7 protein-coding genes and 1 pseudogene are annotated in these 12,809 nt (G+C 72.3%); 1 reads left to right on the forward strand and 7 read right to left on the reverse strand.

The window, feature by feature from the left end; genetic code table 11:
* Positions 1-171: 171 nt before the first annotated feature.
* Positions 172-954 carry a succinate dehydrogenase/fumarate reductase iron-sulfur subunit gene (locus ACYVE9_RS06095; RefSeq protein ID WP_461026683.1) on the forward strand — a complete coding sequence of 261 codons (783 nt, stop codon included), beginning with the start codon at positions 172-174 and terminating at the stop codon, positions 952-954.
* Positions 955-1,012: 58 nt separating this feature from the next.
* On the opposite strand, the gene ACYVE9_RS06100 is transcribed toward ACYVE9_RS06095, so the two are convergent.
* From ACYVE9_RS06100 to ACYVE9_RS06130, 7 genes and pseudogenes are all read right to left on the reverse strand, one after another.
* Positions 1,013-1,873 (reverse strand): ABC transporter permease, encoded by an 861-nt coding sequence (locus tag ACYVE9_RS06100; protein WP_461026684.1) that lies wholly within the window; start codon positions 1,871-1,873, stop codon positions 1,013-1,015.
* The gene (locus tag ACYVE9_RS06105; protein ID WP_461026685.1) at positions 1,870-4,545 is read right to left on the reverse strand and encodes an alpha/beta fold hydrolase; all 2,676 of its coding nucleotides are present in this window, start codon (positions 4,543-4,545) and stop codon (positions 1,870-1,872) included. The genes ACYVE9_RS06100 and ACYVE9_RS06105 overlap by 4 nt, the downstream gene beginning before the upstream one ends.
* A gap of 136 nt (positions 4,546-4,681) precedes the next feature.
* Positions 4,682-6,421: pseudogene (locus ACYVE9_RS06110) on the reverse strand (ATP-binding SpoIIE family protein phosphatase); the annotation flags it as partial.
* Between the two features lie 344 nt (positions 6,422-6,765).
* Positions 6,766-9,276, reverse strand: coding sequence for a SpoIIE family protein phosphatase (locus ACYVE9_RS06115; RefSeq protein ID WP_461026686.1), 2,511 nt, complete (start codon positions 9,274-9,276; stop codon positions 6,766-6,768).
* Between the two features lie 109 nt (positions 9,277-9,385).
* Entirely contained in the window at positions 9,386-9,589 is a 204-nt protein-coding gene (locus ACYVE9_RS06120) for an SPOR domain-containing protein (protein WP_461026687.1), read from the reverse strand.
* A 396-nt stretch (positions 9,590-9,985) separates the two neighbouring features.
* Positions 9,986-10,738, reverse strand: a complete 753-nt coding sequence (locus tag ACYVE9_RS06125; protein ID WP_461026688.1) for a GntR family transcriptional regulator — start codon at positions 10,736-10,738, stop codon at positions 9,986-9,988.
* Positions 10,739-10,955: 217 nt separating this feature from the next.
* The gene (locus ACYVE9_RS06130; protein ID WP_461026689.1) at positions 10,956-12,530 is read right to left on the reverse strand and encodes a S8 family peptidase; all 1,575 of its coding nucleotides are present in this window, start codon (positions 12,528-12,530) and stop codon (positions 10,956-10,958) included.
* Positions 12,531-12,809 lie beyond the last annotated feature (279 nt).

Consider the following 12,809-nt stretch of genomic DNA (forward strand, 5'->3'; position numbering starts at 1 on the left):
GGTGGACCTGCGGGGGCCGGCGCGGCGACGACGGGAGGCGCGGGAACGCGGCAGGCGGGCGCGGTGCGGTTGAGCCGGCGGGAGGCACCACCGGTGCGACCGGACCTGCTGGCTCTCTTCACCCGGGACGAGCTGGTCAAATACCTGACCGACGAGGAGTTGACGACGTAGATGACACCTGCGGCGGGCACCGGCCACGAGGCGCACTTCCGGATCTGGCGCGGCGACGCGGACGGCGGCGGCCTCGCCGACTTCACCGTCGCCGTCAACGAGGGCGAGGTGGTGCTCGACATCATCCACCGGCTCCAGGCGACGCAGGCCCCGGACCTGGCGGTGCGCTGGAACTGCAAGGCCGGCAAGTGCGGTTCGTGCAGCGCGGAGATCAACGGGCGGCCGAGGCTGCTCTGCATGACCCGGATGTCGGTCTTCGACCCCGGTGAGACGGTCACCGTCACCCCGCTCCGGGCCTTCCCCGTGGTGCGGGACCTGGTCACCGACGTCGGCTACAACTACACCAAGGCCAGGCAGGTCCCGGCGTTCGCGCCTCCGGAGGAACTGGCGCCCGGCGAGTACCGGATGCAGCAGATCGACGTCGAGCGGTCCCAGGAGTTCCGCAAGTGCATCGAGTGCTTCCTGTGCCAGGACACCTGCCACGTGGTGCGCGACCACGAGGAGAACAAGGCGGCGTTCGCCGGTCCGCGCTTCCTGATGCGGATCGCCGAACTGGACATGCACCCGCTGGACAGCGCCGAGCGGCACGGCGTGGACCGGGCGGCGTCCGCACAGGACGAACACGGCCTGGGCTACTGCAACATCACCAAGTGCTGTACGGAGGTCTGCCCGGAGGGCATCCGCATCACCGACAACGCGCTGATCCCGCTCAAGGAACGCGCCGCCGACCGCAGGTACGACCCGCTGGTCTGGCTCGGCGACCGCATCCGCCGCCGCCGCTGACCCGGGGCGGGCCGGGGCGCGCCGCGCCGACCGGACCCGGCCGGCAGGGCGCCGCGGGTCAGGACACGATGTCCTTGCGGGCGAAGTGGCGGAAGGCCATGGCGAACAGCACCAGGGCGAACGCCACGGAGACCGCCGAGCCCTTGATCATGCCGGTCCACTCCAGCGTCGGCTGCATCGCGTCGGCCCAGGCGAACTGCCAGTGCGCGGGGAGCAGCTGACGCCAGTCGCCGAGCGCCGTGACGGCGTCCAGCACGTTGCCGACGATGGTCAGGCCGACCGCGCCGCCGACCGCGCCCAGCGGCGCGTCGGTGACCGTCGACAGCCAGAACGCGAGCCCCGCGGTGACCAGTTGGGAGACGAAGACGAAGCCGACGGCGATCGCGAGCCGCCCGGTGGCGTCCGTGGCGGCGAGTGAGCCGCCGGTGGGGACCTGCAACGGCCCCCACCCGTACAGCACGGTCCCCACCGCGAGCGCCACCAGTGGCAGCAGCACGATCGCCGCGGCGCTGAACGCCAGCGCCACGGTCAGCTTGCTCAGCAGCAGCCGGGTCCGTGGCACGGGCGCCGCCAGCAGGTAGCGCAACGACGCCCAGTTGGCCTCGGAGGCGACGGTGTCCCCGCAGAACAGCGCGACCGGAACGACGAGCAGGAAGCCCGCCGAGACGAACAGCGCGGTGGCCGCGAAGTTCAACCCGGAGGCGGTGGCCGTGTCCATCAGGTTGATCCGTCGGCCGCCCCGCCCGTCGTCGTCCTCGCCGCCGATGGCGAAGGCGGCGGCCAGGACGAACGGCAGCGCGGCCAGCAGCGCGGCCATCACGAGGGTGCGGCGGCGGCGCAGCTGCCGCTCGGCCTCGACCCGCAGCGGCAGGGTGCGGCTCGCCCAGTAGCCGGGTGCGTACTCCCGCATCGCGGTCATGCGCTCTCACCTCCGATGAGGGTCAGGAAGGCGTCCTCAAGACGTCGGTGCGGCCCGAAGCGGTCCACCGGGACACCCAGCCGTACGAGTTCCGCGAGCAGTTCGGCGGGCTCCATGCCGTCCAGGCTCACCAGCAGCCCGCCGTCGGCGGGTTCGGCGGCGGCGACCCCGGGCAGCGCGTCCACCTTCTCCAGCGCGGCGGGCTCCACCCCGCCCGGCACGCCGACCAGCAGGCTGTCGCCGGAGCCGGTGATCTGCGCGACCGGTCCGGCCTGCACCAGCCGCCCGCGGTCCATGACCACCAGGTCGGTGCAGGTCTGCTCGACCTCGGCCAGCAGGTGGCTGGAGACGATCACCGTGCGTCCGCCTTCCGCGTAGCGGATCATCACCTTGCGCATCTCCCGGATCTGCGGCGGGTCGAGCCCGTTGGTCGGCTCGTCGAGGATGAGCAGCTCCGGCATGCCGAGCATGGCCTGGGCGATGGCCAGCCGCTGCCGCATGCCCTGCGAGTAGGTGCGGACTGCGCGGTCCAGGGCATCGCCGAGACCGGCGATCTCCAGGGCCTCGTCCATCCGCGCGTCCTCGGCCGGACGGCCGGTGGCCTGCCAGTAGAGGTCGAGGTTCGCGCGGCCGGTGAGGTGCGGCAGGAAGCCGGCCCCTTCGACGAAGGCCCCGACCCGGGACAGCACGGGCGCGCCGGCCCGCACGGTGTGGCCGAAGATCCGGGCCTCGCCCTCGTCCGGTGCGATGAGTCCCATCAGCATGCGCAGGGTGGTGGTCTTGCCGGCGCCGTTGGGGCCGAGCAGGCCGAGCACCTGGCCCTGCTCGACGCGGAACGTCAGGTCGCGCACCGCGTACTGGTCGTCGGAGCCGGCGTACTTCTTGGACAGGCCGGTGATCTGCAACGGCACGTCGGCCAGGTCCGGGTCCGGCGGGGCCACGGAGGTGCGGCGCAGCCGGACACCGAGCAGCAGCAGCGCGGCGACGAGCGCACCACCGGCCGGCAGGCCCCACACCCACCAGGGCAGCGGCACGGCTTCGGTGGTCACCTGCGGAGCGGTGGGCACCCGGAGGCCGTCGCTGGTCACCGCGACGGTGTAGTCGGCGGGCGCGGTCGGCGAGGCGTAGCCGAGGTCGGTGGCGGACACCACCAGCTCCAGCCGGTGGCCGGCCTCCACGGCGTGGTCGATGGTGGGCAGCCGCAGTTCGACCGTCTCGCCCCGCTCGGCCCCGGTCACCCGGACCGGGCTCACCAGCTGGTGGGGCAGCCGGCGGCTGCCGTCGGGGCCGACGTCGTAGACCTTGCCGAACAGCACGGCCTCGTCGGTGTCGGCGGTGACCGCCAGCCGGACGCGCGGGCTGCCGGTGATGCGCAGCGACTGCTCCAGCGGTGCCGAGCGGAAGGTGGCGTGCTGGCCGGAGAATTCCATGGTGACGCCGCCGCCGAGCGTGTTCAGCTGGGTGAGGTCGCCGACGCCCGGCACGCCGGAGATCGCGGGCGGCCCGGCGCCCGGCGGGTTGCGGAAGGTCTGCTTGCCGCCGTCGAGCGGGATGGAGCGGGTGTCCTGGTCCGACCCCAGGTAGGTTTCGGCCGTCGCGCCGCGCAGCTGGGCGTCGCCGTCGGTGGTGTCCACCCCGCCGGTGCGCGAGATCCGGAATCCGGGGCCGATGTCGACCTGCTCCTCCTTGAGGTAGCGGTCGAACCAGGTGCCGACCCGCTGCTCGACGCGCTCGGTCTCCATGGGGCCGCCGTCGTGCCCGCCGGCGATCCAGTCCATGACCACCGGGCCGCCCGCCTCGGCGATCGCCTCGGCCATGGCTTCGGCCTGGTCGAGCGGGAACAGCGAGTCGGACTGGCCCTGGACGATCAGGGTCGGCACGTCGATGCGGTCGCCGACGGCCGACGGGCTGCGCTCCGTGAGCAGTTCACGGGCTTCGTCGTCGGGTTCGCCCGACTCCGCGACCCGCTCGTACATCTCGCAGAGTTCCGGCTTGAACCGCCCGCAGCCGCTGTTGGTCATGCCGCCCTCGGCCGGGTCGGCGGAGCCGGTGTTGAAGAAGATGCCGGCCCAGAGCTTCTTGTAGACGTCGCCCGGGAACAGCGCGTCCGCGAGGTTCCAGTAGGTGATCATCGGGGCGATGGCGTCGACGCGGTCGTCGTGCCCGGCGGCGAGCAGCGAGACGGCACCGCCGTAGGACGCGCCGGTCACGCCGACCCGCGGGTCCCCCTTCGCGTCGAGTCGCACCTCGGGGCGTTCGGCCAGCCAGTCGATGAGCCGGCTGACGTCGGCGACCTCACCGTCGGGATCGTTCAATCCAATCTTGCCCGTCGACTCGCCGAACCCGCGGGCGGACCAGGTGAGGACCGCGTAGCCGTCCTGCGCGAGCTTCTCGGCCTGGGCCCGGACGTCGTTCTTGCTGCCGCCGAAGCCGTGGCCGATGAGCACCGCCGGTCTGCGGTCGTCCGCGCCGTCCTCCGCGCCGTCCTCCGCCACGAAGTACGAGGTGTCGATCGTGGCGTCCGGCATGTCGAAGACCTTGTCCTCGCGCTGCACGCCGGGACCGGAGTCGGAGGCGGTGGCCGTCCAGGTGCCGGCGCCCCCGAGTACCGCCAGCACGGCCGCCCCCGCGAGCAGGCGGCGCCCGCGGGGGCCGGAGAGTCTCAGATCCATGTCTGCACCCTAAGCGCAGCCCTTCGCCCACCTGGCCGTTCGGGGCGGGCGGCGGTTTTTCACAGGGAACTCACATCGCGGCGGCCCGCCGCTCGTACCGGCGGCCCCGGCCGGCTCCCGCACCGGCCGGGCGGGCTCACAGCGCCGGGTAGGCTTCCAGCAGGGCGTCCACGGAGTCGGGCGGCTTGGGTTCACCGTCCGGCACTGCCAGCTCGAACCAGACCGTCTTGCCGCGCGGAGTGCGGCGGCTGCCCCAACCGGCCGAGAGCAGCCCGACGAGTTGCAGGCCGCGTCCGCCCTCGTCGGTGTCCCTGGCCCGGCGTCGACGCGGCTGGACCAGCCCGGCGTCCCACACCTCGCAGACCAGGGTGTGGTCGAGCAGCAGCCGCAGGCGGATCTGGCCTTGGCCGTGCCGCAGCGCGTTGGTGACGAGTTCGCTGACGAGCAGTTCGGTGGTGTCGGCCAGCGACTCCAGGTCCCACTTCGTGAGCTGCTTGCGGGCGAGTTCCCGGGCCCGGGCGACGGACCGCGGCTCCGGCGGCAGCCGCCAGTCGCCGATCGACGAGGCGGGCAGGCCCTGCACCCGGGCCAGCAGCAGCGCGATGTCGTCCTCGCCGTGATGGGTGGCCGTGCCGGCCAGTACCCGGTCGCAGACGTCCTCCAGCGGCCGTTCGGAGTCGGCGAGCGCGCCGCGCAGCGTGTGCAGGCCGTCGTCGAGCGGCTGGTAGCGGGACTCGACGAGGCCGTCGGTGTAGAGGGCGAGCAGCGTGCCGTCCGCCAGCTCGACCTCGATCTGCTCGAAGGGTTCACCGCCGACCCCCAGCGGCACGCCCTTGGGCACTTCCAGCAGCAGCGCCGGCGCGCCCTCGCTGTCGGGTTCCACCAGCATCGGCGGCAGGTGCCCGGCGTTGGCGAAGGTGCAGCGCCGGGACACCGGGTCGTAGACGGCGAAGGCACAGGTGGCGAGGTACACCTCGGAGAGGTCCTCGCCGCCGCGGCGGGTGGAGCGCGTCTCACCGAGGCCGCGGGCGACCTCGTCGAGTGCCTCCAGCACCTCGGCCGGTTCCAGGTCGAGCAGCGCCAGGGTGCGGACCGCGGTGCGGAGTTCACCCATGGCGACGGCGGCGCGCAGGCCGCGGCCCATGACGTCGCCGACCACCAGGGCGGTGCGGTGGCCGGGCAGTTCGATGACGTCGAACCAGTCACCGCCGACCTCGGTGGCGTCGGTGCCGGGGCGGTAGCGGCAGGCGATGTCCAGGCCCGCCGCCTCCGGGTCGCCGGGCGGCAGCAGGCTGCGTTGGAGTATCAGGGCGCGTTCGTGTTCGCGCCGGTACAGGCGGGCGTTGTCTATGCAGACGGCGGCCCGGGCGGCGAGTTCCGCGGCGAGCGCGGCGTCCCGCTCGCCGAACGGTTCGCTGCCCTTGGTGCGGGAGAACTGGACGAGGCCGAGGACCCGGTCGCGGGCCACCATCGGCACGGCCAGCGTGGAGTGCACGGCGATACCGAACGCCGAGACGCTGGGCTGCTCGCCGGGGCCGCGGACCGACACCGGGCGGACCCGTGCGGTGCGCAGGGCGGCGGCGGGCGCCGACTCGAAGCCGTAGCGGTGGGTGGAGCCCAGTGGCACCGTGTCCGGGTCGGAGCCGTCCCCGACGGCACTGGCGAAGGCCACGCGGCGCAGCGGTGCGCTGCCCTCGCCGCCGCCGGGGCGCGGCTCCTCACCGGCGAGGACTTCCTCGTAGAGGTCGACGGAGGCAAGATCGCAGAACTGCGGGACCGCCACGTCCAGCAGTTCGCGGGCGGTCTTCTCCAGGTCGAGCGAGTTGCCGATCCGGGCGCCCGCCGCGTTCAGCAAGGCCAGCGCACGCCGCACGTCGTCCGGCTTTCCTGCCTCGACTGGAATGTCGCTCAACGCCGCCCCTTCCCCGTCGTACTCGGCTCACGAGCTTCTGTGCAGTGTGGCAGGCCCGGGCCGCGCGGAACATAGTCTTCCCGATTGCCGTCCGCTTGCTGCCCGCTTCTGCTAGTACCGATGCGTGTGCCCGTGCCGGTGCGGCTGCCCGTGCCGATGCGTGTGCGCCCGGCGGCTCCGGTGCGGCCCGTCCGGCCGGTCGTGCGTGCCCTGATGCCGGTTCCCTCCCTGCCCGCGTCCGGGGCCGGTGGTCGGTTGCTCCCCGACTCCCGGGTGCTCCCCTTCTCCTAACCCGTGCGCACGGCCCTCTAACCAGGGAGGGTCAGCTCGAACCACACCGTCTTGCCGATCGGACCGTGCCGGGTGCCCCAGCGGCGTGCCGACTGGGCGACCAGCTGGATGCCGCGCCCGCCTTCGTCGTGCTCGTCCGCGACCCGTTCCCGTGGCGGGTCGGGCAGCGGGTCGGACACCTCCACCAGCAGCGACGTGCCGCGCACCATCCGCACCCCGATGGGACCGTGCGCGTAGCGCAGCGAGTTGGTGACCAGCTCGCTGACCAGCAGCACCGCCTCGTCGCTGAGCGCGTCCAGGCCCCAGGTGTGCAGGGTGCGGCGCACCTCGTTGCGGGCCCGCCGCACGGCGCGGCTCTCCGCCGGGAACGTCCAGTAGGCGGCGCTGTCCTCCGGGAGTCCGCCGAGCTGGGCGAGCAGCAGCGCCACGTCGTCCACCGCGGTGTGCGCGGCGACCACGTTGCCGCCCGGCCGCTTCGGGGCGGCGTCCGGCCCTCTCGGGGCGGGGCCGTCCGAAGTGGTGGCTCCGGGGGTGGTCAGCGCGATGACGTCGTCGCAGACCTGCTCGATGTCCAGGTCGCCCTTGACCGCGGAGAGTCTGCGGCAGAGCCGGTCCAGCCCGTCGGTGATGTCCTCGCCGCGGGACTCGATCAGCCCGTCCGTGTAGAGCACGAGGGCCGAGCCCTCCTCGACCTCCAACTCCACCGACTCGAACGCCACTCCGCCGACGCCCAGCGGCGCCCCGGAGGGCAGTTCCAGGGGGTGGGCGGACCAGCGGCCGTTCCCGCCGGGGGTCAGCAGCACCGGCGGCACGTGGCCGGCCTTGGCGAGGGTGCAGCGACGCGAGGACGGGTCGTAGACGGCGTAGACGCACGTCGCCATCAGTGGCTCCTCGGGGCCCTGGGCGAGGTCGTCGGCGATGTCGTTGATCCGGCGCAGCAACTCGTCGGGCGGCAGGTCGAGTCCGGCGAGGGTGCGCACCGCGGTGCGCAGCCGGCCCATGGTCGCCGCGGCCCGCAGCCCGTGGCCCATCACGTCACCGACCACGAACGCGACCCGCCCGCCCGCCAGCGGGATCACGTCGAACCAGTCGCCGCCGACCTCGGTGCCGCTGCTCCCGGGCACGTAGCGGTAGCCGATGCGCACGCCGGGCGGGGAGGGCACGTGCTGCGGCAGCAGGCTGCGCTGGAGCATCAGCGCGCCCTCCCGCTCCCGGGCGTAGAGCCGGGCGTTGTCCAGCGAGACGCCGGCCCGCCCGGCCAGCTCCATGGTGAGCGCCAGGTCGTCGTGGTCGAAGGGCTCGCGGCGCTCGGCCCGGCTGATGACCAGCAGGCCCAGCACGATGCCGCGGGCCCGCAGCGGAACGCACATCAGCGAGTGGATGCCGAGGTCGAGTGCGGCCTGCACCTTCGGGTCGCCGGGGTAGGTGGCGGCGAGCAGCTCACCCTGGGAGGCGGCGAGGTGCGGCACGCCGGTGGCGAGGACCGTGCCGAAGAACGAGTCGGGGGCGAAGGCGATGTCCTGGCCGGCACGCAGCATGCGGCCGACCTCGGGGCCGGTGCGCTTGGCGGCGACGCCCAGTTGCATCAGCGGCACGCCGATCGCGGTGCCGCCGCGCGGCAGTTCGTCACCGTGGGCGACGGCGCTGTGCAGCATCACCCCGGCGTAGTCGGCGAAGCGCGGGACGAGGGCGCGGGCCAGCTCCCTGGCGATCTTGCGCACGTCGAGCAGGTCGCCCAGGGCGACGCCGACGTCGTCCAGCAGGCTGAGCCGCTGCCGGGCGCGTTCGATCTTCTCCAGCGCCTCGAGCCGCTCGGTCACGTCCATGATCGTGCAGCTGACACCGAGCACCTGGCCGGCCCGGTCGGTCAGCCTGCTGTACGACACCGAGCGCGCGCCCTGCCCGTCGGGGGCCGGCATGACCATGTCGACGAGGGTGCGGCCGGTCCGCAGGACGACGCTCTGCACCTCGGAGATCTCGTCCGCCATGAAGGGGGGCAGGACCTCTTCGACGGTGCGCCCGAGGATGTGCTCGGCCGGCTTCTGGTGGAGTTCGGCGAGGGCCTTGTTGACGCGGACGAAGCGCTTCTTCTCGTCGAACAGGGCGATGCCCAGCGGCGAGGAGTCGAACAGGGCGTCCAGGGCGGCGAGGTCGTGTTCGATGGCCTTCAGTCTGCTGACCTCGACGACATTGGCCAGAATGAACGGCTCACCGTCGGCGTCCTCCAGCAGCGACGCCTGGCCTTCGACCTCGACGGGGTGGCCGTCGCGGTGGAGGCCGCACAGCCCGCCGCGCCACAACCGGCCGCGCCGGAGCTCGCCGTAGATGCGGGGGGCCGGATCCGGGTCGCGCGCCGACTCGGCGAGGAACTCGACGAACCGCCGGCCCGCGACCTCCTCGCTGCGCCAGCCGAGCAGCTCCTCGGTGGTGGGGCTCCAGAGCAGGATGCGCCCGCCGGTGTCGAGGATGACCACACCGATGCGAAGCGTGTCGAGCAGCGAGTCGGCTGCCCCCGGTGCTTCGCTCACTCCGCCCACGTCCCTGCTCGGGTGACCACGCCGGGGGTCCGCGGGAAATCACCCGGCGACCGTCCGGCAATGTCGGACTAACAGCCCACATACCCGATTCTGCACGGAGTCAGGCGTCGCCACTGTTCGTATGCCCCAAACGCTCCACCAGATAACACCTGTCTCCCTCGTCCATCAAGCCCCGGCGCCGTTCTCGTAGCCGGTCGGCGAGTGTCTGGGCCTCCAGCCGGGTGGCGTAGCGGCCGACGCGATAGCGGCTGCCGTCGTCGTCCTGGCGGATGACCAGCCAGGGAAGCGGCATTCCGTCGCTCATCGCGCACCCCGGCAGGTCCGGCGGCGCACGACGTTCTGCCCCTTTGATGCTCCCGCGTTCTGCATATGCCGGAGCTTACGCCCGACCTTTACTCACCGCATTCGACTTTGCACAAGGAGAGACGAATTCGGCCATCGAACTGTTCGGACGGAAGGGAACACCCCCTGAACAGGGCGGAGTACGCCCGGAATGGGCGAGGGAAGGCGAGTGGGTGAAGGCGCGAGAAGCGCACGGGCCCGCAGAAGCCGCTGGAGCGGCGGAAAGAGCGCGCGTCGCCGGCGGCGGGCGTACCCGGTGGCGGCCGATCGGCCCGGCTGACGGACGACGTGCCCTGCGGCGGCGAGCGGCGTCACCGGCGACGGACGGCAGGCCCTGCCCGGCTCGGGCGACGCAGGCTCAGCGCACCGGCAGGTGGTAGGTGAGGCGGTAGCGGTCGGCGGGCACGACCACGTCGGCCGTCTCGACCGGGCGCCCCCCGGCGAGGTGGGTGCGCGAGATGACCAGCACCGAGTGGCCGGGCACACCGCCCAGGGCCGTCATCTCCTCGGCCAGGCCCGGCCGGGCCCCGACCTCCTCCAGCAGGTTGTCCACCACGACGTCGATCGCCGCCATGCGCTCCACCACGCCGAGCCCGCCCAGCGGCCCCTCCTCGGGCAGCATCACCGGGGTGCGGCCCGTGAGGGCGAGCGGCTCCCAGGACGTGCTGAGCATCAGCGGTTCGCCGTCCTCCCGGAAGAGGTAGCGGGTGCGCATCACCCGCTCCCCCGGCTCGATCCGCAGGCGCGCGGCGATCGCCGCGGGCGCTTCCTGCTGGCGGCTGTTCGACTCCCAGCTGCCCTTGCCGGCGTCCGCCGCCTGCTCCTGACGGAAGAGGCCGGACCCGCCCGCCGAGCGGTATCCCGTGCGGGAGACGCGGCGGGGTTCGGGAAGCTCCCGGACGTAGGTGCCGGAGCCGGAGCGGCCCTCCACCAGACCCTCGGCCATCAGCACCTTGCGGGCTTCGAGCGCGACGGTGTCCGAGACGCCGTACTCGGCCCTGATCCTGGCCTGCGAGGGGAGGCGGGTGTGCGGAGCGAGGGTGCCGTCGGCGATCTTCTGGCGGAGATCCCCGGCGACACGAAGGTACGCGGGCTGCTCACCGAACGGCACGGTGCCCTCCCAGGAGGTTGACGGTGAGCAACAGCTTGACAACCCAGGGTGGCTGACCGCAATGAACGGCCAAAGATTCACTCGAAGTGATGAGGAACTGCTCAGCACGGCCTCGACCCCCGGAGCCGGGGCTCCGGGGGTCGAGGTCAGGCGTCACACCGAGTCAACGACCCGTCGTGGTAGCCGTGGAGAGCGGTCGATCGACGTGGCGGGGAACTCAGAACTGCAGCGCCCAGCGGTCGATGGTGCCGGTGTCGTACCGCGCGTTGTCCGACACCCGCAGCTTCCAGGTGCCGTTGGCCGACACCGAGGAGGCGTTGACCGTGTAGCTGCGGTTGATGTCGTCTCCGCTGCCGCCCTCGCCGTAGCTCTTGAGGCGGAAGGTGGAGCCGTTCGGGGCGACCAGGTCGACCTGGAGGTCACCGACGTAGGTGTGCTTGATGCCCACCTCGACGGTCAGCGACGACGGGGCGTTGCCGGAGACACCGCTCACCGAGATCGGGGACTCGGTGGTGGCGAGGTCGCGGATGGGGTAGTCGGCGGTGTTCTCGAACCGGTCATCGGGGTCGCCGGGCTCACCCGGGTCGCCGGCACCGACCTGGAGCAGACGGTTCGGGGAACCGCTGCCGGGGTTGCCGACCTTGCCGGTGGCCGCGGCCGAGTTCAGCGCCGAGCCGACCTGGGACGGCGTGGCGGACGGGTTCTCACCGAGCAGGAGGGCGGCGGCGCCGGCCACGTGCGGGGAGGCCATCGACGTGCCGGAGATCGTCCGGGTGGCGCTGTCACTGCCGATCCACGGCGCCGTGATGTCCGAACCCGGCGCGAAGATGTCCACGATGCTGCCGTAGTTGGAGAAGGACGAGCGGGCGTCGGTGCGCGTGGTCGAGCCGACCGTGATCGCCTCGGCGACCCGCGCCGGGGAGTAACCGGAGGCGTTGCTGTTGTCGTTGCCCGCGGCCACAGCGTAGGTGACGCCGGAGGCGATGGAGTTGCGCACGGCCTGGTCGAGCGTGCTGTTGGCACCGCCGCCGAGGCTCATGTTGGCGACCGCCGGCTTGCGGGCGTTCTGGGTCACCCAGTCGACGCCGGCCACCACGCCGGTGATGGTTCCCGAGCCCGCGTTGTCGAGCACCCGCACCGACACCAGCGAGGCCTTCTTCGCCACGCCGTACGCGTTGCCGCCGACGGTCCCGGCGACGTGGGTGCCGTGTCCGTTGCCGTCGTTGCCGTTGCCGCCGAAGGCGTCGAACCCGAAGCTGGCGCGACCGCCGAAGTCGGAGTGGCTGTGGCGGATACCGGTGTCGATGATGTACGCGGTCACCCCCGAGCCGGCCGAGTCGGGGTAGGTGTAGCTGTTGTTCAGCGGCAGGTTCGGCTGGTCGATCCGGTCCAGCCCCCAGGACGGCGGGTTCGACTGGGTCGCGGACGCGGTGACCTTCTGGTCCTGCACCACCGTCTCGACGGCCGAGTCGGCTGCGAACTTCTTGGCCTGCTTCTCCGTCAGTTCCACGGAGTAGCCGTTGAGGGCCGCCTCGTAGGTGACGTTGATCTTGGCACCGTACTTCTTGGCCAGTGCCCGGCCCTTGGACGACGAGGCATCAGCCGCGTCCTCGTCGAGCGTGATGAGGTAGCTGCCCTTGATCGCTCCGGGAGCGCCCGCGTTGGCGATCGTGCCGACGGGGCCTTCAGCGGCTGCCGCGGGTATCGCGGCGCCGACGCCGAGAGCGACCGCCGCGGCCGTGGCCACGGCGGCGGCTGACCACCTGTGTCTGGGGGAACGCATCACTGCCATGGAGAGGTCCTTCTCGTGGTGGTGCGCCAATGTGGGGAGTGACGGACGCGGACATGACATCCACGCGCCGTCAGCCGAAAGATTCGCCGAAGCATAGGAATCGCACAAGGGGGCCGTGCGTATTTCATGCGTCTGTCATACAGAGGTCATGCCAATACGTGGCAACCCCGTTGTTAAGCGGGGAAATTGGCCGCCCCGGGTGAACACCGAAACAAACGCGTCACCCCACACGGAAAGGGCCGCCGGGCAGCAGCACCGCCCGGCGGCCCGAACCCACCG

This window comes from Streptomyces sparsus (assembly GCF_054776295.1).